The organism is Corynebacterium sp. KPL4035, assembly GCF_037908325.1.
Lineage (GTDB): Bacteria > Actinomycetota > Actinomycetes > Mycobacteriales > Mycobacteriaceae > Corynebacterium > Corynebacterium kefirresidentii.
Genome location: NZ_JBBMGF010000006.1, coordinates 95202 through 118948, shown reverse-complemented (window position 1 = coordinate 118948; position 23747 = coordinate 95202). Strand labels below are relative to the sequence as shown.

General features: G+C 57.1%; 20 protein-coding genes, 1 tRNA gene and 1 pseudogene. 14 read left to right on the top strand and 8 right to left on the bottom strand.

Translation table 11 applies throughout. The features are described from left to right. Positions 1–48 precede the first annotated feature (48 nt). The 3 genes from WMP96_RS07245 (at position 49) to WMP96_RS07235 (ending at position 4233) form a co-directional block, all read left to right on the top strand. Positions 49–468, top strand: a complete 420-nt coding sequence (locus tag WMP96_RS07245) for a methylenetetrahydrofolate--tRNA-(uracil-5-)-methyltransferase (protein WP_301716261.1) — start codon at positions 49–51, stop codon at positions 466–468. A gap of 85 nt (positions 469–553) precedes the next feature. Beyond that, positions 554–2296, top strand: coding sequence for an ABC transporter ATP-binding protein (locus tag WMP96_RS07240; protein ID WP_301716260.1), 1743 nt, complete (start codon positions 554–556; stop codon positions 2294–2296). Then, positions 2296–4233, top strand: a complete 1938-nt coding sequence (locus tag WMP96_RS07235) for an ABC transporter ATP-binding protein (protein WP_340432633.1) — start codon at positions 2296–2298, stop codon at positions 4231–4233. The genes WMP96_RS07240 and WMP96_RS07235 overlap by 1 nt, the downstream gene beginning before the upstream one ends. Before the next feature lie 13 nt (positions 4234–4246). Here the strand turns inward: WMP96_RS07235 and WMP96_RS07230 are convergent, their stop codons facing one another. From WMP96_RS07230 to WMP96_RS07220, 3 genes are read right to left on the bottom strand one after another with little or no spacing between them, the layout of a single operon-like run. Continuing rightward, positions 4247–4876 carry a hypothetical protein gene (locus tag WMP96_RS07230; RefSeq protein WP_284835504.1) on the bottom strand — a complete coding sequence of 210 codons (630 nt, stop codon included), beginning with the start codon at positions 4874–4876 and terminating at the stop codon, positions 4247–4249. 2 nt (positions 4877–4878) lie between these two features. After that, on the bottom strand, positions 4879–5355 hold the full coding sequence (locus tag WMP96_RS07225) for a DUF6114 domain-containing protein (protein WP_248100028.1): 477 nt from the start codon (positions 5353–5355) through the stop codon (positions 4879–4881). Between the two features lie 25 nt (positions 5356–5380). Further along, positions 5381–5818 carry a DUF6230 family protein gene (locus tag WMP96_RS07220; RefSeq protein ID WP_244169565.1) on the bottom strand — a complete coding sequence of 146 codons (438 nt, stop codon included), beginning with the start codon at positions 5816–5818 and terminating at the stop codon, positions 5381–5383. Positions 5819–6393: 575 nt separating this feature from the next. Between WMP96_RS07220 and WMP96_RS07215 the strand changes: the two genes are divergently transcribed. From WMP96_RS07215 to WMP96_RS07175, 10 genes and pseudogenes are all read left to right on the top strand, one after another. After that, complete coding sequence (locus tag WMP96_RS07215) at positions 6394–7437, top strand: oxygenase MpaB family protein (RefSeq protein ID WP_340432624.1); 1044 nt, start codon at positions 6394–6396, stop codon at positions 7435–7437. Between the two features lie 65 nt (positions 7438–7502). Continuing rightward, positions 7503–9089, top strand: a complete 1587-nt coding sequence (locus WMP96_RS07210; RefSeq protein ID WP_023020031.1) for a succinic semialdehyde dehydrogenase — start codon at positions 7503–7505, stop codon at positions 9087–9089. 164 nt (positions 9090–9253) lie between these two features. Then, positions 9254–9400 (top strand): annotated as a pseudogene (locus tag WMP96_RS11750) (FAD-dependent oxidoreductase); the annotation flags it as partial. Positions 9401–9787: 387 nt separating this feature from the next. After that, a complete protein-coding gene (locus tag WMP96_RS07205) occupies positions 9788–10021 on the top strand; it encodes a hypothetical protein (protein ID WP_232212560.1) in 234 nt (77 codons plus the stop codon). 32 nt (positions 10022–10053) lie between these two features. After that, the gene (locus tag WMP96_RS07200; protein ID WP_051138306.1) at positions 10054–10950 is read left to right on the top strand and encodes an oxygenase MpaB family protein; all 897 of its coding nucleotides are present in this window, start codon (positions 10054–10056) and stop codon (positions 10948–10950) included. 97 nt (positions 10951–11047) lie between these two features. Continuing rightward, complete coding sequence (locus WMP96_RS07195) at positions 11048–13771, top strand: (Fe-S)-binding protein (RefSeq protein ID WP_301716257.1); 2724 nt, start codon at positions 11048–11050, stop codon at positions 13769–13771. A gap of 34 nt (positions 13772–13805) precedes the next feature. Further along, positions 13806–15080: a cation:proton antiporter gene (locus WMP96_RS07190; RefSeq protein WP_301716256.1), complete on the top strand. Its 1275-nt coding sequence runs from the start codon at positions 13806–13808 to the stop codon at positions 15078–15080. Between the two features lie 96 nt (positions 15081–15176). Further along, on the top strand, positions 15177–15779 hold the full coding sequence (locus WMP96_RS07185) for a DUF1707 SHOCT-like domain-containing protein (RefSeq protein ID WP_396335054.1): 603 nt from the start codon (positions 15177–15179) through the stop codon (positions 15777–15779). Between the two features lie 55 nt (positions 15780–15834). After that, positions 15835–17064, top strand: a complete 1230-nt coding sequence (locus WMP96_RS07180; protein ID WP_301716255.1) for a pyridoxal phosphate-dependent aminotransferase — start codon at positions 15835–15837, stop codon at positions 17062–17064. Between the two features lie 149 nt (positions 17065–17213). After that, complete coding sequence (locus WMP96_RS07175) at positions 17214–18377, top strand: YibE/F family protein (protein ID WP_301716279.1); 1164 nt, start codon at positions 17214–17216, stop codon at positions 18375–18377. A 67-nt stretch (positions 18378–18444) separates the two neighbouring features. Here WMP96_RS07175 and WMP96_RS07170 read toward each other — a convergent pair whose 3' ends face one another. Both WMP96_RS07170 and dcd read right to left on the bottom strand, forming a co-directional pair. Then, positions 18445–19773, bottom strand: a complete 1329-nt coding sequence (locus WMP96_RS07170) for a UDP-glucose dehydrogenase family protein (protein ID WP_301716254.1) — start codon at positions 19771–19773, stop codon at positions 18445–18447. 42 nt (positions 19774–19815) lie between these two features. Continuing rightward, the gene (dcd, locus tag WMP96_RS07165) at positions 19816–20379 is read right to left on the bottom strand and encodes a dCTP deaminase (protein ID WP_034656041.1); all 564 of its coding nucleotides are present in this window, start codon (positions 20377–20379) and stop codon (positions 19816–19818) included. Positions 20380–20444: 65 nt separating this feature from the next. Between dcd and WMP96_RS07160 the strand changes: the two genes are divergently transcribed. Further along, positions 20445–20518, top strand: a tRNA-Gly gene (locus WMP96_RS07160). 23 nt (positions 20519–20541) lie between these two features. Here WMP96_RS07160 and WMP96_RS07155 read toward each other — a convergent pair. Genes WMP96_RS07155 through WMP96_RS07145 form a run of 3 tightly spaced genes read right to left on the bottom strand, consistent with a single transcriptional unit; the run spans position 20542 to position 23738 of the window. Further along, on the bottom strand, positions 20542–20841 hold the full coding sequence (locus WMP96_RS07155; protein WP_301716252.1) for a hypothetical protein: 300 nt from the start codon (positions 20839–20841) through the stop codon (positions 20542–20544). A gap of 13 nt (positions 20842–20854) precedes the next feature. Beyond that, complete coding sequence (locus WMP96_RS07150; protein WP_301716251.1) at positions 20855–22543, bottom strand: VanW family protein; 1689 nt, start codon at positions 22541–22543, stop codon at positions 20855–20857. A 34-nt stretch (positions 22544–22577) separates the two neighbouring features. Beyond that, on the bottom strand, positions 22578–23738 hold the full coding sequence (locus WMP96_RS07145; protein ID WP_301716250.1) for a glycoside hydrolase family 3 N-terminal domain-containing protein: 1161 nt from the start codon (positions 23736–23738) through the stop codon (positions 22578–22580). Positions 23739–23747: the final 9 nt, after the last annotated feature.

The window sequence follows — 23747 nt, the reverse complement described above, 5'->3', positions numbered from 1 at the left end:
AGACAGTCTATTGCGGGGTGTCCACGCCCCACACAAGGAGGCACTTCCATGCAGCGTATAGCCATCATCGGGGAGGGGCCGGCGGCCCTATCCACCGCCGAGAAACTTATCAGCGCTGGCATGTGTGTGGACCTCATTACTCAACGTACCGCACCATTCGGTCTACTTCGACGCTTTGCCGGCCTTGCAGGCGTGCTTGCCGACGCCGTCTCAGGAGCCCACTGCGGCCCCGGCACCACTCCCCGGCTCCGTCTCATCGGCAACGTGCGCGTAGGGCCCGACGGCGATATCACCCATAACGAAATCCACCGCCTTTCTGCCGCCGGCGACCGCGATCTGCTCATTCTCGAGCTCAAGGCCCGAGGCGTCGCCGTAACTACCTGGGAAGGGCTGTGCGCTCCCCTCGAAGACTTCGAGGATTGGCACCGCGTCATCACCCGCGCGCAGCTGGCGCATGTGGGGATTTAAAGGAAGACTCAGACTAGCGCCCCGCTCACCCTAGATATAAACTTGCACGGCTACCCAGCCACGGCAAGGAAAGGGGCGCGAGTCCATGGATCTGGTTCGCATTCTCATACGACGGTCGGCACCATACACGCCGTATTTCATAGTAGTGCTCGTGCTTCAGGCCCTCTCCACGGCCGCCACACTCTATCTCCCATCGCTCAATGCCAAGATCATTGATGAAGGCGTGGCCCAAGGCGATGTGGATTTCATTTGGCACACCGGTAGGATCATGCTTGCCGTTGCTTTTGCCCAAGTCATCACCGCCATTGGCGCCGTATGGTGCGGCAGCCGCACCGCCATGGGCGTAGGCCGAGACGTGCGCAGCCAAGTCTTTCGCCACGTTAATTCCCTATCTACCGAGGACATGAGCCGCTTCGGCACGCCTACGCTTATCACCCGTGGCACCAATGACGTCCAGCAGGTGCAAATGGTCTATATGATGATGCTCAACTTCATGGTGACCGCGCCCATCATGTCCATCGGCGGCATCATCATGGCCATGCGCGAAGACGCCGGGCTGTCCTGGCTGGTGTGGGTGTCCGTAGCAGTATTGCTCGGCACGATTTCCGTCATCATTGCCCGTCTCATGCCACTCTTTCGCATCATGCAGGACAAGCTGGATGCCATCAATGGCACCCTGCGCGAGCAAATTACCGGCATTCGCGTGGTGCGCGCCTTCGTGCGTGAGGCGTATGAAACCGAGCGATTTACCCAGGCTAATAAGGAAATTACCCAGCTATCTTTGAACATCGGCCGCCTTTTCGTGGTGATGTTTCCGCTCATTACGGTGATCCTCAACGTGGCCACGGGCGCGGTGCTGTGGTTTGGTGGCCATCGCGTAGACGAGGGATTGGTCAATGTCGGATCCCTCACCGCATTCTTGCAATATCTCCTCCAAATTCTCGCTGCGGTAATGATGGGAACATTCATGGCGATGATGCTTCCGCGCGCCATCATTTGTGCCCGCCGCATCACTGAAGTTCTCAACCATGAGCCGTCCATTACCCCACCGGAGTCCACGACAACGCCGGAGACTTCCGCCGGTACGGTGGAATTTCGCAATGTCAGCTTTTCCTATAGCGGCGCAGAGGCACCGGTGCTAGAGGATATTTCTTTTACCGCGCAGCCCGGAATTACCACGGCCATCATCGGTTCGACCGGCTCGGGCAAAACCACCCTAATTTCCCTTATCCCGCGCCTATATGTTCCCACGGAAGGCCAGGTGCTTATCGACGCCACCCCGACGACCTCCCTGGCCCGCCAGGACATCGTCCAGCGCGTGTCCCTAGTACCGCAAAAGGCCTACCTGTTTAGTGGGACGGTGGCCTCGAACCTGCGCCTTGGCCGCCCCGAAGCCACCGATGAGGAGCTCTGGGAGGCGCTGCGTGTAGCCCAGGCTGATTTCGTGGAGGACCTAGACATGCCTATCGCTCAAGGCGGCACCAATGTCTCCGGCGGCCAGCGCCAACGCCTATCCATCGCGCGCATGCTGGTCGCCCGCCCGCTGGTTTACCTCTTTGATGATTCCTTTTCCGCGCTGGACGTGGCTACCGACGCCAAGGTACGCGCCGCAATGCAGGCTTCCTTCGCTAAGCGTGAGCAACCGGTGACCAGCATAATCGTCGCCCAGCGCGTGGCATCCATTCGCGATGCCGACCAAATCCTGGTACTCGATGCCGGACGCATTGTTGACCGCGGCACGCACGAGGAACTTCTCGCGCGCTGCGTGGTGTACCAAGAAATTGTTGATTCCCAAGAAACCGCCGCTGCTGCAGGAGGCGCGAACTAATGGCTGAAAATACCGCCTCCACCGCCGAGTCCACGGAGCGCTCCACCGGCCCCATGGGCGAATCTGCTCCGCGCCAAGCCAAAAACTTTTGGCCCTCCATCAAGCGCCTCTTTTCCTTGCTTGCCCCATACAAGCGTCGCCTGTGGGCCGTAGCAGCGATGAATATTGTCTGTATCTTTTTGGCAGTTGTGGCACCCAAGGTCATGGGCAAGGCCATGGATGTCATCTTCGCCGGAGTTATCTCCCGTAACCTTCCCGCCGATATAACCGCCCAACAAGCTATCGATGGCATGCGTGCGCAAGGACAGGACCGCTTCGCAGACATGGCCTCCGCCATGGATTTCATCCCGGGCGATGGCATTGACTTTCACCGCTTGGGTACGCTCATCATTGCCGTTATCGCAATGTATATCGTCTCTTCCGGCTTCCAATGGTGGCAGGGGGCCATCCTCAATAAGATCAGCATGGATACCGTGTTTGACCTGCGTGAGCAGGTAGAGGCCAAGATTAATGCGCTGCCGTTGAATTACTTTGATTCCCAGCAACGCGGCGATATCCTCTCACGCACGACCAATGACATCGACAACGTGCAGCAGGCCCTGCAGCAAGCGCTGTCGCAGCTGTTTTATAACGCGCTTTTGGTCATTGGCATCACCATCATGATGTTTAGTGTTTCCTGGCAGCTCGCACTGGTTGCTCTCCTAGCTCTGCCGCTTACCGCACTAGTCATCGGGGTCATCGGCGGCCGCTCACAGCGCCAATTCAAAACGCAATGGCGCTCTACCGGACAGCTCAATGGCCAGGTAGAGGAATCCTTCTCCGGCCATGACCTTGCCATCGTCTTCGGCCGCACAGAAGCAATGACGGAGGAATTTGATAAGCGCAACGAAGAGCTTTACCGCTCCGCGGCAAAAGCACAATTCCTCTCCGGCAGCATGATGCCAATCATGCAGTTCCTGTCCTATCTGTCCTACGTTGCCATCGCGGTCTTGGGTGGCCTGCGCGTGGCTAATGGCCACATGACTTTGGGCGCAGCCACTGCTTTCATCCAGTATTCTCGCGAGTTCAACCAGCCGCTGGGCCAGCTTGGTGGCATGATGCAGCAGGTCCAATCCGGCGTGGCCTCGGCCGAACGCGTCTTTGAGCTTCTCGACGCCGAAGAACAAGCCCCTGACACCACCGACGAGGACCTCCCCGGCCGCGCCCGCGGACTCGTTGAGTTCCAAGACGTTGATTTCTCCTACTCGGAGGATAAGGAACTTATCACCGGCCTCAACCTGCGCGTGGAGCCCGGCCAGACCGCGGCCATTGTCGGCCCCACCGGCGCAGGCAAGACTACCCTGGTCAACCTGCTGATGCGCTTTTATGAATTAGACGCCGGTCAGATTCTCATTGACGGGCACGATATCGCCCGCATGCCCCGCCAGACGCTGCGCTCCCAGGTGGGCATGGTGCTCCAGGATGCTGTCCTCTTCAAGGGATCGATCATGGAAAACATCCGCTACGGCCGCTTGGACGCAACGGACGAAGAGGTCATCGCCGCTGCAAAGGCAACTTGTGTTGACCGCTTCGTGCACGCCCTGCCCGATGGTTATGACACCATTATCGATCAAGACGGCGGCGCCATCTCGGCCGGCGAGCGCCAGCTCATCACCATTGCCCGCGCGTTTTTGGCCCAGCCCGCGCTGCTCATTCTCGACGAAGCCACCTCTTCGGTCGATACCCGCACTGAGGTACTCGTCCAAGAAGCGATGAACGCACTGCGCGCAGATCGCACCTCCTTCGTCATCGCCCACCGCTTGTCTACTATTCGCGATGCCGATCTCATCCTCGTCATGGAAAACGGCACCATCGTTGAACAGGGCTCGCACGACGATCTGCTCAATGCCCAGGGGGCGTACTGGCGCCTGCATCAATCCCAGTTCGCCCAAGGCTAAAGGCTGCGAGCTGCTACCCGCCTATATTCAATTGAACTCGGGGAGCGTTGAACTTATGGCCGGTGAGGTTCACCAGCTCCATGGTGACGTCCTCGAGCGCAATGTGATCCATGAGGGGGTCAGGAATGTTAGCGTCCGGAACTGAGTGTGGCTTGGGCACCCCCAGTTGGTCGAGCACATCGTTGACGTTTTCGGCCCCTAGATCAATGTCCACCGGAATTGTTGGCGTATTTTCAACAGCAGGGGTGGCCCTCAGTCCCGAAGCGAGAACCGTGACCGGACCATCCGTCACGGTTGTCTCGGCGTCGCCAGTAGTCAATTTTCCCTGCCCCGTAGCGCCAGGAAGAGTCAAAGAAAGTCCGCGTGCCACCAACTTGTCACCCACGAGTTTCAAGGCTCGCTCTTCACCATTCACGGAAGTCACAGTCACAAGCGAAGCGCGTACGTTGCCAGTCAGTGTGACCTTGTCTGCGGTGACGATGCTGTGCTCCGACTGGGCTAAGGCCAAAGCTTCTTGGGCACTGGATTCCTCCGGGTCGCTTACGGCGCACACAACTGCTGCGGAGCACACCACAACGGCCGCGCTAGTCTTTAGAGCAAGCGACGAATGGGACAACAACTGTTTGAAAGATTGGGTGCCCATACTCAGCCCTTTACCCTTCCCCGTTCTCTAGGCTGCCAAGCAAAGGTGAGTGCGCCGCCGATTATCCCCAAGAGCGAGCCGATAACAAACCCTCCAATATTGGAGGTCGGCAAAGCAACGATTGCAACTAGAATTCCCAGCACGCCAACGTAGGTTGCCGTTTCCTGCCTAAACCAAGCCCCTAAACCAAACATGATAAGTAGGGCACCGATGAGCAGGGTAGAAACACCGGAAACGGTAGAGATCATCACCAGTAGATCCGAAATATGGATCGTTATATAGGCAGGGGCGGCGATAACTACCCCGGAAAGAATTAATAAAAGCCCGCCAGCGAAAGGACGCTTTTTCCGCCAAATTTTAAAGCGCTCCCACCTTCCACGCTTTTCCTCGCCAAGATTTCCTTCTTCCACGGTCTCTTCTTGCAATCCAGATTGGACATCACTGTCAGAGACCTTGTCTTTGTCCTCTACCACCGGCATGCTGAGGGTTTCTTCTTGCGAAGAACTAGCAGCCATTCTCGTGTCCTCTCTTTACATCCACGTTTACGCCCTTTGCAGAAAGCTTTTCAGCCCCCACGGAGGTGGTGCGGATGTCATCTGCGCTCAATACCACCTTTTCGGAGTTCAGTCCCCACGCGCCAGGTGCTGCGCGATCATTTACTTGGTGCGCATCAATACCCACGTTGGCATTGGTCAGATCTAGTTGACCCTTGATGTCCGTTGCCCCAACCAGCAGGTTTCGCACCTCAACACTGTTATCACCTTCGGCTCGCAACGCAAGAGTGGTCTCGCCGACGCCAGGAACGTCTGGAATCGTCGCCGACAAGCAAAGATTTGAAGCCAAGGCATGCTCGAACTTCAAACGCGCTGCAGGAACTGTTTCCTTAGCCATATCGTCCTTGTCCACAAAGATAGACAGCCCCTCGCCTTCCAAGTGACTCATGGAGACTTTAAAAAAAGTACCTGAAAGGGCCAGGTTTGCAGTCAAACCACCTTGCGCTACCGCAAATCCGGTTACACCAAAAGCCGCCAACCCAGCAGTCAGCGCCACCGCAAATTTTGGAATGCTTATTCTGCCCATGAAGGGACCTTTCTCTAACAAAAATAACCTATGCAGAGCTAAGGCTTCCCGCCGCTCTCGCTGCTCCGAAGATCTCCATTGTGCCAAGAAGCCACGTGACCATTAAGACAATCACACAGCTAGCTCAAAATTGCCTTTACTAGTAATTTTTCACATTCTAACACAAACTGAGACTTGGAGCACAATCTTGCACTCCCAATTGCATAATTCACCAAATCATCTAATAAATAGGCACACCCCCTTCGCTTTCGGAACTTTGAAACGGAAGCGAGATCGGTCGCAATAAACCCCCAGCCCGGAAGAGCACACCCCCACAGGTCTCGTCCACCCCAATAACATGCCCCTCGGTACCAGTTTGTGCTTCACGCAACATGGAACCCTCTGTGTGTGATACGCTACACAACATTCCATAGTTAACATTTAGAGAGGGCTTTCCAATGTCTAACTTGCCTGATTCCAAAAATTCTCCTGAAATTAGTGAATCTAGCCAGGACACTGCTAACAACGAATCTAAGCGCAAGCTGCGCCGTGCCCCATTAGGTCCTGACTCCCTGCTTTGGAAATGGGGCTCAGACAACCGCCTACAGCTCTTGCGCGGGTACACCGGAATTTTGCAGAATATGCACCCGGCCATCGGACAATCACTGCTCGACCACTCCAAGTTTTTTGACGAGCCCTTCGCACGCCTTCAACGCTCCACACCGCAAATCATTCAGTCCATCTACGACGATGGAGACTTAGCCGAGCGCATCCGCGATTATCACGTGACTATCAAAGGAACCCTGCAAAGCGGCGAGCGATACCACTCCCTCAATCCGGAAACTTACTGGTGGGCTCACGCCACCTTTGTCTATCGCGTTATTTATGCACAGGATCTATTTGGCACGCCTTTCACCAAGGCTGAGCGCGATCAACTGGTCCGCGAAGGCGTGACGTGGTGGGATAAGTACGGCATGTCTGAGCGCCCAGTCATTGACAACTATGACGATCTCGTCGCCTATATGGATGACATGGTTGAAAACGTGCTTGAGCGCAACGAGACGGTCGACTTCGCGCTGCGCACAGCTCGTGTAGAACCAGTCAAGGCCCCCGATGGTGTCCCGCCTCGGTTGTGGAAAAGTATCTGGAAGCCGATCATGCGCAGCACTATCTGGCTCACTATTGGCACCCTGCCAGAAAAGTATCGCCGGATTCTAGATCTGGAATGGACCTCGCGAGACCAAAAGCGCTTCGATCGCATAGCTAAGGCTATTCGAAAGGTTTTCACTCTCCTCCCCGAGGACAAGCGCTTCATGGAACCGGGCCGCTCACTAATGATCAAAAACGGCATGATCGAGGGCAAATACAAGGAGCCTAAGACCATTCAGGCCTACCAGCCCAAGAATGAAGCCGCCGAGGCTTCCGATACGGCTAAACCGAATGCCGAAGGCGATTCTAATGACGCAGTTGCAGCACGCCGCGCTGCAGGCTGCCCGTTCTAATTCATCCACACCGGGTTCGTGAGCAGACCAGCTCACGAACCTTTAGCTTTCTGGAGTAGCTTTTCATGCCATTACCACACCGCCTGGAAGAACGACCCTTACCTCAGGACCTTTTATCGGAGCTGCAGCAACTATCTACAAACTTCGCTACCGGCTCCTTAGATAGCAGTGAACACCATGCCGTTAACTCGCCGCTCTTTGATGAAGAACTTGGCTGGGTTGGAACGGGAACCGACGCAGATGTTGATGAAGCCTTTCTGCGTGCCCGCAAAGCTCAAAAAGGTTGGGCAGAACTTGACGTCAAAGACCGAGTGAAGATTTTCCGGCGATTCCACCGCCTTGTGGGAAAGCACCGAGAACTCCTTGCGGATTTCATCCAGCTAGAAACTGGCAAGGATCGCACCGCTGCATACGACGAGGTGCTCGACGTGCTTAACAATGCACGCTACTACGCCAACATTGCCCCTAAACTGCTACCGACCGTTAAGCGGCCGGGGGCGTTCCCCCTAATTACCAGCACTTCTCTACAAAGGCTCCCCAAGGGAGTCGTGGGCCAGATTAGCCCTTGGAACTATCCTCTCGCCCTAGGGATTTCTGATGCCATTGCAGCCCTAATTGCAGGAAACGCAGTGGTAGCGAAACCAGATTGGTCCACGCCCTTTTCAAATCTCATTTCTCTCCGCTTACTCCAAGAGGCGGGTCTTCCCCATGATGTTCTACAAATCGTCACGGGCTCTGGGGAAGTTGTAGGTGGTGCCATCTCACAGAAGTGCGATTACCTCATGTTCACAGGCTCTACCCAAACCGGCAAGATTTTAGGAAAAACGGTGGGTGAGCGGCTCGTAGGGTACTCCGCTGAACTTGGCGGTAAAAACCCGATGATTATTGCTCCCGATGCAGACATCGAAAAGCATATTGACACCATAGCCACGGCCTGCTTTTCCAATTCTGGACAACTCTGTGTATCCATCGAGCGAATATATGTTCCTGAGTCCATCTATGATGAATTCTTAAGAGCCTTTCAAAGAGCCACGGAATCCATCGTCTTAGGCAAGGGACTGAATTGGGGTTACACTATGGGCTCTTTGATCGGTCCGGAGCAACTGGACCGAGTGCAAGGATTGGTTGATGATGCAAGAGCAAAAGGAGCAACTGTCCTTACAGGCGGAAAGCCCCGACCAGACATCGGTCCATATCATTTCGAACCCACTGTTCTGACCAATGTGGGCGCGGACATCAAATTGGCAACCCAGGAAGTCTTTGGACCAGTAGTTTTTGTCCAACGAGTTCGTGACATCGATGAGGCAATTTTCCTGGCAAATGAAACCTCGTATGGACTAAACGCATCCGTGTTTGGCAAGCCGGAGACTGCGCGCGACATCGCAGAACGAATAGACGCCGGAGGTGTCACCATTAATGACGGTTACGCCGCGACGTGGGCATCAATTTCTACCCCACTGGGAGGAGTAAAAGAATCCGGTGTAGCTCGCCGCCATGGTGAAGAAGGCCTGACAAAGTACACAGAGGCCAAGAACATTTCCGCCCAGCGAATTATGCCGATGCGAGGTCCGCGGTGGCTACCACGCCGGTTCTACGGCAGCCTTATGACCGCTGCCCTTCGCCTAGGTAGGTTTCTCCGTTTTCTTCCCTAGCATCTCAAGACATCACACAACTACACATTTTGTGTGATGCGCTTCACATCAACAATAAATGTGTGTATCATCACATATCATCCCGCGATAATTTTAACCCCCAAATCCACTACTCGATACGAAAGGTTCCGCACCCTACCGTTGCAACCTCGAAAGGAACAGTAATGTTCAAGCCCTACCGTCGACCAACCGTTGCCGTGATTGGAGCCGGGGTGACAGGATGCGCTGCCGCCTCTGAGTGCGCATTCGCCGGATTCGACACGACACTTTTTGATAAGAACTCGGAGATCGGAGGTCAGTTCACCTCGCCTAATGCGCCAAGGGTCTCTCGGTCTTTTCATTTTCGCACCCCGTACCTTCGACTGACCAGAACCGATGGGTCACCGGCGTCGATTTCGCAGCACCTCGAAGCTGCCGTCGAAGCGAGCGGTGCCATATTCCGCGGATCGACAGAGGTAACGGCAGCAGAATTCGATGCTGAAGAAGGTCACTGGACCGTTTCCTACAGTGGAGAATCGGGACTTGAATCCCGATCTTTTGATGTTCTTATCCGAGCTACCGGAGAAAGTTCACCATGGATTTCAGTTCCAGGACGGCCGCATACCAAGATCGATGACTTATATCTTCATCACGGAATTGAGGTACTGGGGCTTCCCAATACTTTATTCGTTGATGGGCCAGTGCCACAGGATTCTTACTTGAAGCGGCATCCACTCGCAGCAGTAGAAGCGCGCGCTGATCACTGCCGTCGATACGTACGCCAATTGGAGATTCGCGGTCCAGGCGCACTGACTGTAAAGCACGATAAGTGGCTAGTTCAGCCGGGTACCGTCCGCGGCATACGAACTACCCTTGCAGGATTCGACGCCGGCGCGCACGCATTTACAACTGCTAGCAACTATGACGCCCAGACCGTCTCTTCCACTACCTAACAGCGCAATAAAGCTACCGCCCTCAAGGAGGCATGATGACTAACCTGAGCAATCCCACCAGCACTACTTTCGTTGACTCCACGGCCCATCCAAGCCAGCCGGAACTCCCAGAGCTTGGTCCAGATTCTTTACTGTGGCAGCGTTTTGGTGATTGGCGTTCCGCTTTCGTCGCTCTGTCCGCCGGACTTCTCCAAATTGCACACCGCGACATTAGCCGTTCCCTGGTCCAGCACTCCAATGTCTTTGACAATGAGGTAGCCCGCTTGGTCCGCTCTGCGTTCCCAATTATTCGAACAGTTTATGAGGGCCCAGAAGTTGGCATCATGATTCGTGATTTTCACAAAGACATTAAGGGAACTCACCCCGATGGAAGTCGCTACCACCCTCTAAACCCTGAGGTCTATTACTGGGCGCACGCCACTTTCGCTGCTATGCCATATGCCTTGGCGGGCAATTTCATGAACCCTCTGAGCAGCGAGGAGCGCGAGCGTTTATTCCAGGAGACTCGGACTTGGTACAGCTTCTATGGCGTCGCTGAACCCGATGATGCACCTAAGTCATATGCCGAGTATGAAAAATACATGGATCGCATGATCGATGAGCTCTCAATAAGCGAAACCATTGAGCGTTCTCGCATTATCAATGGGTTGACACTAGACAGCCCTGATCCCAAAGTCCCTAACTGGCTGTGGCGCCCTATTTCTCCATATGCTTCACGCCTCTTGTTGTGGGTAGCTATTGGTCTCATTCCTGACAAGCTGCGAAACAAACTGGGTTGGGAGTGGACTAAGAAGGACGCGCGCAGGCTCAAGCTTTTCTCTCGCAGCGTCAGAGTCGCATTCTCAGTACTGCCCCGAAAGCTGCGTATGGTGCCTATCGCTTCTCGTGCGTTCGATCGCGCAGAGGCTGAGGGCGGCTTTCGTTATTAGGACGTCACGCCTCCGCACTGAATGCAGACTCTCTGATTTCCAGCCCTAGGCTTTAAGGTAGAGAGAAACGTGGAGCATCAGTTTTAAAGGAGCACGCATGACCACCGTGTTCGGTTGGATCGCTATAGCCGCATCGATTCCGGTGTGGTTGTACTTTTTCACCCGCGTATGGGCCCTCTTCAAGTTCATCCGCTCGGGCGGGCCTACCCAGCTCAAACGCACCGATAATATAGGCAAGCGTTTATGGCGCGTGATTGCAGAGGTCTTTGGCCACTCCCATTTCAAGGGAAAACCTCTAGTCAATGCCGCCCACTGGCTGGTGATGGTGGGCTTCCTTTTCGGCATCCTGGTGTGGTTCGAGGCCTATATCCAAACCTTCGCACCGAATAAGGGCTGGCCGTGGCTCAGCCACTGGCCGGTCTACCACTTTGTGGAAGAAGTCTTGGGCATCGCGACGGTGCTCGGCATTGGCTTCCTCATCGGTGTGCGCCTCAAGCTCGGCGATACCGAGCGTGGCAGCCGCTTCTTCAACTCCCAGACCGCCTCCGCACGCTGGGTAGAGTTCATCGTCTTTTCCGAGGGCCTCGGCATGATCTTGGTGAAGTCCACCAAGATCGCCACCTACGGCGGCGGTTCCGCCTGGGCGGATTTCTTGAGTATCCACTTGGCCAAGCTCTTCCCCGAGTCACCGGCCCTGGTGAGCTTCTTCGCCCTGTTCAAGCTGCTGTCCGGCATGCTGTTTATCGTCTTTATCTCCCGCAATTTCCAGTGGGGCGTCATGTGGCACCGCTTCACCAGCTTTTTCAATATTTTCTTCCAACGCAATGCCACCGGTGAAAAGGCACTGCAGTCCTTGCCCACCCCGGATTTGGAAGAGGACATCACACCAGGCAGCTGGAAGATGCTGCTGGATTCCACTTCATGTACCGAGTGTGGTCGCTGCCAGGAGCTATGCCCAGCCTGGAATACCGAGAAGCCACTGAGCCCCAAAAAGCTCATGATGGACCTGCGCCAGGGAGCGCTGGATAACTACAACCCGCACGAGGGCTTGGATGTACTGTCCATGGCCGGCGTTATCGATGATGATGTGCTGTGGTCTTGTACCAACTGTGGTGCGTGCGTGGATCAGTGTCCTACCGATATTGAGCACATCGACCACATCGCAGACCTGCGCCGCTTCAAGGTGCTCGCTGAATCTGACTTCCCCTCCGAGCTCACCGGCCTATTCAAAAACATGGAAAACAAGGGCAACCCGTGGGGCCGGAATAATTCTGAGCGCCGCGCCTGGATCGATGAGGCCCGCGCCGATGGCATCGACGTGCCCATCATCGGTGAGGACGAGGCCGATTTCTCCGATATGGAATACCTGCTCTGGGTGGGCTGCGCCGGCGCCTATGATGACGACGGCCGCCGCACCACCCGTGCGGTCGTAGACCTGCTGCATACCGCGGGCGTGAAGTTTGGTGTCCTCTCCACCGGCGAGACCTGTACGGGCGATCCTGCCCGCCGCGCTGGCAACGAGTTCCTTTTCCAGATGATGGCGCAGCAAAACGTGGAGACCCTCAACAACGCCTTCGACGGCGTACCGGAGGGCCAGCGCAAGATCATCACCACTTGCCCGCACTGCTTTAACACCATCCGCAACGAGTACCCGGACTTTGACGGGCATTTCGACGTCTTCCACCACACCCAGCTGCTCAACCGCCTGGTACGCGAAGGCCTGCTCAAACCAGTGCCGCGCACGCCGGAGAACCGCAAGCCGATTACCTACCACGACCCTTGCTTCCTCGGTCGCCACAATAAGGTCTTCGATCCCCCACGCGAGCTACTCGAGGCCACCGGCGTGGAACTGCGCGAGATGGACAAGAACCGCGACGAAGCCTTCTGCTGTGGCGCCGGCGGTGCCCGCATGTTCATGGAAGAAAAGCTTGGCACCCGCATCAATGACTTCCGCACTGAGCAGGCTTTGGAGACCGGCGCGGAAGAAATTGCCACCGGTTGCCCCTTCTGTAATGTCATGATGACCGGCGGCGTGAAGTCCTTGGCGCAGGATTCCACCCCCGCCGCCAAGGTCAATGACGTGGCAGTGATGCTGCGCAATTCCATTTCCCTCGATGAGGCCGGCACCCTGCCTGAGCCCCACCCCAAGGCCTTCCTTGCCACTCCGGTGCGCCACCAGAAGTCCACCGGCACCAACGCTGCCCCGCTTGCCGACGCCCCCACTTCCGATGCTCCCAGCGCCCCCGCCCCGTCCGCCTCGGCGCCGGCAGCTCCCAGCACACCTGCGGCACCGGCTGCGCCTGCGCCAAGTGCACCTTCTACTCCATCAGCACCGACGCCGCCAGCTGCACCGCAAGCTCCCCAAGCGCCGGCAACTCCCGCCGCACCGACCGCGCCTACCCCACCGAGTGCCCCAGCAGCACCTGCACCGAAAGCACCAGCCGCTCCAACACCACCAAGCGCACCTGCGGCACCGGCCGCACCCGCTGCGCCCGCGGCACCTGCTGCGCCTGCACCAAGTGCACCTTCTGCTCCATCAGCACCGACAACGCCAGCTGCACCGCAAACTCCCCAAGCACCGGCAACTCCCGCAGCGCCCGCGGCACCAAGCGCTCCAACTCCACCTAGCGCACCCGCAGCACCGGCCGCACCCGCTGCGCCCGCGGCACCTGCTGCGCCTGCACCAAGTGCACCTTCTGCTCCGTCGGCACCGACGCCGCCTGCGGCCCCGAAGCCCCCACAGGCTGCCCCGCCAGCACCACCGGCGGCTCCGGCACCGCCGGCGTCGGAAAGCGCGCCACAGCCGCCTGAATCTGAGTAGGCGCGCAGGGGCATGGGTGCGTACGCTGTAGTCCATGCATTTTAATGCGGGACTCCCCACCGATGCCCTGCTGCTGGCGGCAGGCGCGACCGAAAATACACACTCCCTCGTCTCCTTCGCTTGGATCATGGCCGCGGCCCTGCTGGCGCCGCTGGTCTCCTATATGTTAGGCCACCGTCTTCCATCGGTAGCCCTCTTGCTGATTTTCGGCATGATTATTGGCCCTTCGGTGCTTGACCTAGCCGCCGAGGACGAAGGCATCGAAATGCTCAAGGAGCTTGGCGTGGGAGCGTTGTTTCTCCTCGCGGGCTTTGAAATTCAAATCTCCACCCTCAAAACCAAGGAAGCCGGAACGGCGTTATCCACTTGGGCAATCTGTGCCCTCGCCTGTGGAGTGGGCGCCTACTTCCTAGTAGATAACGTGCCCGGTGCCATCGTGGTTGCCTTGGCACTGACTTCAACGGCGCTGGGCACGCTCACGCCGATGCTGAAGCAGGACCGCATTCTGGGCACCAAGGTGGGCAACTCTGTGATGATTCACGGTGCCATTGGTGAGGTCGCCCCCATTACCGCAATGGCACTATTGCTGGGTACTCGTTCCACGCTGACGACGATGATCATTTTGTTGTTCTTCATCATCATCGCCGTTGCTGTCGCCATCATGCCGGCGGCTATCGCATCAACGATCCCTTGGGTAAAGACCGCCTTTATCTCTGGTGCGGGTTCAACCAACCAAACGATTCTGCGTCTTATCATTCTTATTCTGGCCATTCTTATGGCCGTTACCGCAGTCTTTGAACTCGATATTGTGCTCGGTGCCTTTGCTGCCGGCATCATCTTGAACCGCATTATCCCGGATGAGTTCCACCGCCGCCTAGAGCACCGCCTCGATGTGGTGTTTTATTCGATGCTTATTCCGGTCTTCTTTGTGGTCTCTGGGATGAGCATTAGCTGGGATACCATCGCTCATAATCCGTGGAAGGTACTGGGCATTCCGGCTCTCATCTTGGTGACGCGTGGCCTGCCCGTCTTCTTGCGCGAAAATGTTGGGCATACCGGATCTGATATTGAAACCTTCCGCGAGCGCCTCCAAGTAGGTTTGTATTCCGCTACCGGTCTGCCGATCATCGTGGCGGTAACGTCCCTGGCGGTCAATTCCGGAATCATGGAGGCCGAGAATGCCTCGATCTTCGTCTCCGGTGGAGCGCTTACCGTCGCCATCTTCCCATTCTTGGCCAGCCTGGTAGGCGGAAACCAGCAAGAAAAGAAAGACGAGAAGAGCCCTGACGCTGAATCCAAGGACCTATAGGCTGCGTTCGCTGAGAGCACGTCCCTGGAAGAGCAGAATTTTCCTAGACTGGAAAACGTGAGTAATAACTTTGGTTCTTCCCCTGTCAATCGGACTCTGCGCCTGTCCGATTCCGAGCGCAACGATGCCATCAATGACCTCGCCCGCGCCGTGGGTGAAGGCCGGTTAACCATGGAGGAGTTCGAGGACCGCTCGGACGACGTCATGCGCGCCAGCACCCACCAAGACCTCGTGCCCGTCTTCCAAGACATTCCGGCGCGTGGTTCCCACGAGGTCAAGATTTATTCCCGGGGAGACGTCACCCGTGCGCATAATGCAGGCAAGAAACCGAAGTTTGCGACTGCCCTTTCCGGCTCTGTGGTGCTTGCAGTAGCAAGCCCCACGCTGATCTTCTTGAGCGCTACCATGAGCAACCCATGGCTACTGTTAGGTGGCGTCACGGCAGCCGCCCTCATTCCGATTTTGTGGATCATGCTCTACGTCGCCAAGGTCGGCCCCTCCTCGTGGCATGCACCATCCGTACGCCAGATTGAGCGGCAACAGCTGCGCGAGATTCGCGCTCTCACGGCGCATGAGCGCGCGCAGCAAAAAATGATCGAGGAAAAGATGTGGGCCGATCGCCGTATGCAAGCTGGCGAAATCACCGGCCAAGCCATGGATCTGGCGAAGCGGAAGTTCAGCGAGTGGAATAAAAAATAGTCATCGCCGGTGTTGAAGCATTTTGTGCAGCTGTGAATCGTGGCACAATATTCCCATGACTTCTCCCAAACACCGCATCTTTGACCAATCCGACAAACTCAAGGGCGTCGCGTATGACATCCGCGGCGAGGTCTCTGCGGAAGCGGAACGCATGGAGCTCGATGGCCACACCATCTTGAAACTCAACACCGGTAACCCGGCCGTCTTCGGCTTCGAAGCACCCGATGTCATCATGCGCGATATGATCGCCGCCCTGCCTACTTCCCAGGGCTATTCCACCTCCAAGGGAATCATTCCTGCCCGCCGATCCATCGTTACCCGCTACGAGCTGGAGGATTTCCCACCCTTCGACATCAACGATGTCTTCTTGGGCAATGGCGTCTCCGAGCTCATCAGCATGACCACCCAAGCGCTGCTTAATAACGGCGATGAGGTTCTCATCCCAGCACCGGATTATCCATTGTGGACCGCAGCTACTTCTCTGGCAGGTGGCACCCCAGTGCACTACTTGTGTGATGAGGAGGATGATTGGAATCCATCCATCGAGGACATCGAGTCCAAGATTACGGATAAGACCAAAGCCATCGTAGTCATTAACCCTAATAACCCAACGGGTGCGGTCTACTCGCGCGAAGTACTGCAGAAGATTGTCAGCATCGCCCGCGAGCATAACCTGCTCATCTTGGCCGATGAGATCTATGACCGCATTCTTTATGACGGCGCGCAGCACATCTCCATCGCTTCCCTAGCCCCTGACCTTCTCACCATCACGTTTAATGGCTTATCCAAGGCCTATCGCGTGTGTGGCTACCGTGCCGGCTGGATGGTACTTACAGGCCCTAAGCACCACGCCCGTGGCTTCATCGAAGGCCTTGAGCTACTTGCCGGAACACGCCTGTGCCCGAACGTACCGGCGCAGCACGCCATCCAGGTGGCATTGGGTGGCCGGCAGTCCATCTTCGAGCTCACTGGTACCGGCGGGCGTCTTTTGCGCCAGCGCAATATCGCCTACGAGAAGCTCAATGAGATTCCCGGCGTTTCCGCGGTAAAGCCTATGGGCTCGCTTTATCTCTTCCCGCGCTTGGATCCGAATGTGTATGAAATCCATGATGATGCCAAGCTCATGCTGGATATTTTGAAGGCGGAAAAGATCCTCATGGTGCAGGGAACCGGCTTTAATTGGCCGACCCCAGATCACTTCCGCGTAGTCACACTGCCGTGGGCATCCCAAATCGAAAACGCCATTGAGCGCCTTGGCAACTTCCTGGTGAGCTATAAGCAGTAGCTTTCTTCCCCGCAAGTTGCTAATGATAGTAATAATCCATAACAATATGGTGCATGGGAAGACATTCTGCGGCACCTAAACCTCAACCGACCCCTCGTTCACGGGGTCGGCTCTCTACTTCGATAGCTCACCATCCTTGGCGCTTAGCCTTGCTCGGCGTGCTCGTCATAGCTCTTATAGCCACCATTGCGGGCATGGCATTGCTGTGGCCTACTAGCCCAGCCAGCGAGCACACCTCCACCGATTTTCAGCAAACCTATGCCCTCAACCACCCACAGGTCGAGGGCACGGTCGACACGACAGATCACTCTGCTTGCCAATCGGAACTTACTGGACAGGCCTTTGATAAACCGCCGCTCATTCCTGGGTCTGAGGAAGTGCAGTGCGACCGCGCCTTAGTCAATATCACCTCCGGCGAGGACGAAGGACGCATGACCCAATTGGTCACCTACGGCAATGCCGGCGATCCGCAGCTTAAACCGGGCGACAAAATTGTTCTTTCTAAGGCAGATGACCCTTCCGGCGCTGTGTCCTATGCTTTTGCTGATTATCAGCGCACCGGAAACCTAGCTCTGTGGGCAGTAATCGTAGCCGTCGTCATTATCGCTTTTGCGGCGTGGCATGGCGTGCGCGCCCTTATCGGCTTGGCGCTCAGCCTAGGCGTGATCTTTGCGTTCCTCGTCCCCGCTCTTATCGACGCCCATAATCCCCTGTGGTCCGCCCTTGTCGCCTGCTCTGCCATCATTCTGCTGGCCGTTCCTCTCGTCCACGGCATGAATTGGAAATCGGCATCGGCGGTGGGTGGTTCCCTCACCGCTCTCATTCTTGCAGCAGCCTTAGCGTGGGCCGCTATCGATAGTTCGCAGCTACAAGGCTATAGTTCCGAGGACAACCTGAAGCTACTTCTTTATATGCCCAACGTATCCATCGTGGGCGTGCTTTTATGCGGCTTTGTAGTTGGCGCCTTGGGCAGCCTTGCCGACGTCGCCGTGGCCCAAGCATCCACCATTACCGAACTCCACGAAGCGGATCCTGATGCCCGCCCTACACAGCTTTTCCTCTCCGCAATGAAGGTGGGCCGCGACCATATTGCCTCCATGGTCTATACGCTGATTCTCACCTATACCGGCGCGACCTTGCCGCTGCTCATGCTGATTACCGCAGCAGAACGCCCTGCCGGACAGATTTTGAGCAGCGATCTCGTCGCAACGGAACTGCTGCGTTCCGGAGTGGGCGCGATGGCATTGACCCTCGCGGTTCCCATCACCACAGCCATTGCGGCTTTCACGGTGCCAAAGCGTACAAAAGCTTAAGCCTAAGCAGAAGGCTGAGCCAGCATCGACGCTGCTCAGCCTCTACTTTTAGCCTGTCCGAATCCGCCTAGAGGGTGCGGCCCAAGGCCTCAACCTTCCACCCTGCCTGCTGCCAATCGGCGACAGGCAGCACATTGCGGCCGTCGATAATGTGTTTATTGTCCACGAGCTGGCCCGCCTGCTGCGGATCCAATTCCTTGAATTGCTTCCATTCGGTAGCAAGAATCACCAGCTCGGCCTCGCGCAGGGCGTCATCGGTGTTTGCGGCGTAATCCAGAGTAGGGAATACCTTCTTGGCGTTGTCCATACCTTCTGGGTCATAGACGGTCACTGCCGCACCAGCCAAGGACAAGGAACCAGCCACGGCAAGGGCGGGCGAATCGCGCACGTCATCGGAATTGGGCTTAAACGCACAGCCCAGCACAGTCACGCGGTGGCCAAGCAGAGAGCCATTAAAGGCTTCCTTGGCAAGGTCTACCACGCGGTCGCGGCGGCGCATATTGATAGCGTCTACCTCGCGCAGGAAGGTCAGCGCCTGGTCGGCGCCAAGTTCGCCGGCGCGGGCCATGAAGGCGCGAATATCCTTGGGCAAGCAACCGCCACCAAAGCCGAGACCGGCGCCTAAGAACTTGCGGCCGATGCGTTCATCGAGCCCAATGGCGTCGGCAAGCGCGGTCACGTCCGCGCCCGCAATCTCGCAGATTTCGGAGACTGCGTTGATAAAGGAAATCTTGGTGGCTAGAAATGCGTTAGCGGAGACTTTGACCAGCTCCGCGGTCTGCCAGTCCGTGACAATAAATGGGGTGTCTTGCGAGAGCGGCTGGGCATAGACTTCACGCGCGACCTCTTCAGCTCGACTTTCATTGTTGGTTTCACCAACGCCGAGCACGATGCGGTCTGGGGTGATGGTGTCCTTGACGGCATAGCCCTCGCGCAGGAACTCCGGGTTCCAGGCAATTTCCACGGTGGCGCCTTCTGGGGCAAGCTCATTGGCTAGTTCCTGGAGTTCCGCGGCGGTGCCGACCGGGACGGTAGATTTACCGAAGATGATGTGATCGCCCTTGAGCTTGGGCACCAAGTCCGTAATAACGGCCTTAACGTAGGTCATATCCGCCGCGTAGGAACCACGGCGCTGCGGAGTTCCGACGCCCAAAAAGTGCAGATTGCCGAACTCGGCTGCTTCTTCGTAGTCCGTGCTGAAATCGAGGCGTCCGGCCTCGATATTGCGCTCGAGAACCTCCGGCAGGCCCGGTTCATAGAACGGAACCTGGCCCGATTTAAGAGCGGAAATCTTATTTTCATCTACGTCCACGCCTAGTACTTCATGGCCGAGCTCGGCCATGCACGCAGCATGGGTTGCACCCAGGTATCCGGTGCCGATTACAGTCATACGCATAAGGCCTTATCTTAAAGGCCTTATGTGAATACCGGTTTAAGCCTATCGAAAATTCAGGTAAGACTTCGATGGCGTCGGGCCACGCTGGCCTTGGTACTTCGACCCCAGCGAACCCGTGCCATAAGGGCTTTCAGCTGCTGAAGTCATCTTGAAAATCGCCAGCTGTCCCACCTTCATGCCCGGCCACAGGGCAATGGGCAGGTTGGCTGTATTAGAAAGCTCGAGCGTAATGTGACCGGAAAAGCCTGGGTCAATAAAGCCCGCGGTGGAGTGGGTCAACAATCCTAGGCGACCGAGGGAAGACTTGCCCTCCAAGCGGCCTGCCAAGTTTGCAGGCAGGGTGAACTTTTCCAACGTAGCACCGAGGACGAACTCGCCTGGGTGCAGGATGAAGGACTGATCTTCTTCTACCTCCACCAAGGTGGTGAGATCCGGCATTTCCTCTTTGGGGTCAATATGCGTATACCGCGAGTTATTGAATACGCGGAAATATTTATCCAAGCGCACGTCTACCGAGGAGGGCTGGATAAGCTCGCTGTCGAAGGGCTCGATGCCCAATTCTTCGGCGTCGATGGCGGAACGGATATCACGATCTGAAAGAAGCACGGCCCCAATTCTACTCATGCCGAAGGCCAAGGTGTATAGTAGGCCGGAGCGCACAAGTGCGCAGTGCCGACGTAGTTTAATGGTAGAACTGCAGCTTCCCAAGCTGCTAGCGCGGGTTCGATTCCCGTCGTCGGCTCCAATTTTCGGGGGGGAATTTTCTTGCTAGTCTGTGGCGCTTAACCACTGGGCAAGTTCTTTTTGTGCCCGCTCTACCCCGCCTGGATAGTGCGCCTCTAGTTCTGCGGCGGCCGGCTTCAAGAATCTCTCCACAAGCTCGGCCATATCACGCTGAGGCACGGTGCCACGGATATTATCCAGCGGGGCACGGAACGTCACTCCAAGGTCAGTCCGAAGCTGATATCCGCGCCAATCTTCGCTGTAAACGCGCAGCTCTGCCCCGCGCAGGTTCGATTCGATAACCACATTGCCAAAGATGAGCGTTGTCAGAGCTCTCTCTTCCATGGCTCCGAGCCTACTAGCCGCAGCGGACGATGGGCTGCGGGTCGTAGACCGTGGTGGTGGTCTCGCGGGAGAGCTCTTTGCCGCCGAGGTCCTTGATGATGCGGGTATCAGACGTCGTAAAGCCTGGCGCACCAGAGGAAGGCGAGCAGTCGCTGCCTGGCACAGACATCGGCTGTGGGTCGGTATTGGCCCAGCGGCCATTGTTCACAGACTCAACGTCAACGGTCTTGGTGCCCTTCAAACGCACGGTAATCTTGCCGCCCCCGAAGTCGGTCTCAATGCGGACCGGGGTGTTGAAGGTATTGGTGAACTGCAGGTCGATGGCGCCTTCGTAAACGGTGGCCTCGCGGCCGGCGGGGTAGCGCGAAATATAGTACGAGTGCGGGGTGTGGGCGGTATCTTCCATGCCCGCAAAGTAGGCAGCGTTGTACAAGGTAGTGGCGAATTGGGAGATGCCACCGCCGACGGCGGAACCGGAGTGGCCATCAATAATGATGCCGGATTCCACATAGCCCTGGGCAGTGCCGCGCGGGCCGGTGTAGCCGTTGAGCGAGAAGGTCTCGCCCGGGTTGACCACGGCACCGTTGACCTGCTGGGCTACCAGCTCGATGTTCTTGCCCGAGGCAGCCGAGTAGCCCTCGGTGGTGAACTCACCGACGGTATCGTTGAAGGTCGCCTTCTTGGCATCTTCGGTGGTGAACTTGGCTGGGTCCGGCTTATAGGTTGCGTCCCACTCGCGGTCATCGCCGGTCACGCGCTTGTCAAAATCCTTCATGGTCGGTTCCCAGTCGATGATTTCGCCATCTTCGGACGGGGTGACCTGCTTGTCATTGCCGTTGAAGGAAATCTTGGCATTCACCCCGGGCACATCGGCGCCCTCAGAGCGCTCCACCAACAGCTCCTGCGCGCGGTTGGTATCCACGGCGAGCTTGAGCTTGCCGTCCTTCTTTTCAATGCTGGTGAATTGGGAGATTTCCGGCTTATTCAGGGTAGCCGTGACATTATTTTTAGCCTTCAAGGTAATCGGATTATCCAGCGCCTTAGCGGCGTCGCCGGTGCGCATGGCCTCGATGGCCGCATCATTGATGGCCGGTTCTACCTCTTCTGGGTCCACGTCCACGCCCTCGGAATCGAGCCAGTTTTCTGTGACCGCGTTGTGCAAGGAGCCGGCATCCACGGTTTGGCCAAGCTTCGGGTCGGTGACCTTGAGCTCGCCGTTGTTAAGCTCCAACATGCCATCGACAGGGTCGGTGGAAAGGTTTTTCTTCACCCGCTCCAAGGCAGGCTGCAGCTGGGCTTCATCTACGTTGGTCTCTACCGGAATATCCCGGGTGGAACGGAAGAAGCTATACAGGCGGGTGAAAGGGTTGAGGGAAGGCTCCTTAATATTGTCCACGGCCCGCTGGTTATCCAGGGCAAGGCCCGATTCGGAAGGGACGAGTTCTGTGTGAAGGTCACCGGAGGTGACGGAAACGGGTTCGGTCTCTACGCCCGCAAGCTCATCTTCGAGCTTCTCCACGGCGGCAGTGCGATCCATGGCGGAGATGTCCACGCCGTTGACGGAAACGGCGCGCGGAATCTTGTCCTGGTTTGCCGCGACATCCCAGACATAAGCAATACCCGCGATCAGGACAAGGCCGACAAATACACCGAGCGCGATGAGCCAGCCTTTAGCACCGTTTTTTCCTTCTGCCTTTTTCACGCCTTAAAGGTTAACGGTTTTAGTGGTATTTTTCCTAGTCCTGTGCGGCCTCGGGTGCAACGTCAGCCGGTGGAACGCTGACATGGCGGGCCGCGTCCTCGAGGCGCTCGCGCGGCAGGCGCCCCTCGTCCACGGCACCGACAACGGCATCGATTACCGCATTGATATCGCCCTCGGTGGACCACAGGGGCATGTCGGCACCGGCATTGAGGGAGGTCACGACGGCGTCGGCAAGCGGGAGCGAATCCGCAATCGCCTTCATGCCACCGATGTCATCGGTATAAATAGGGCCGTCGTACTGCAGGGTCTCGCGAGCCAAGCCATAAGCCTCCGGCAGCATAGAAGCAGGAGTCTGGCCATCGCCCAAACCGGGCACGGCGAGGTGGCCCATCATGAGCGCGGCATGCGGCGCTTGGGGAAGGGCGGTCTTAAAAGGAATGAACTCATGGCCCTCCAGATCTTCAAGCGGCGGGGTGACTGCCTCGGCCAAGTGGGTATCACCGGAGGCACGTCCATGGCCCGGGAAATGCTTGAATACGGCCTTCACCCCAGCGGAATCCAACCCGCGCGCAAAGGCGGCGCCGTATTCACCCGCCTGTGCGGGGTCGGTGGAAAAGGACCGATCGCCCACCACCTCTAGGCCATTGCCATCGACATCGAGCACCGGCGCGAAGTCCACGTTGATGCCATGCGCCTTGAGAGTGGTACCAATCTCGTGCGCGAGCTGTTCCACCTCTTGCGGGGAACGCTCGGCTGCCATTTGCTGCGGTGCGGGATACTCGCCCAAGATCTCTGAGAAACGCTGCACGCGCCCGCCTTCAAAATCGATGGAGACTTCAAAGTCGCGGCCTACCTCTTGGCGCAGGGCATTAATATCGCGGCCCTCCTCCTGCAGCAGGTTGGGATCCGCCCAGCTGGGGATAAAGATTCCGCCCACACCAGCATCTAGTTTGGCCTTGGCATCGTCGTAATTGGTGACCGGGGGCATCAACACAGAGGCGGCCATGGCGCGGATGTCCTGCTGCGGGGCTGCTTCCTGCGAAGTCTCTTCTTGCGTCTCTTGCGTCGCGGCCGGTGAGCTCGATGCCGCTGGAGTGGTGGAGTCCTGACTCTCGGCGTCCTCCTGAGGGGAGGTGGAGCAGGCGCCCAAGGCCGTCACGAGGGCAAGGCTGGCGAGAATGCGCGGAGTTTTCATGCCTTCCAG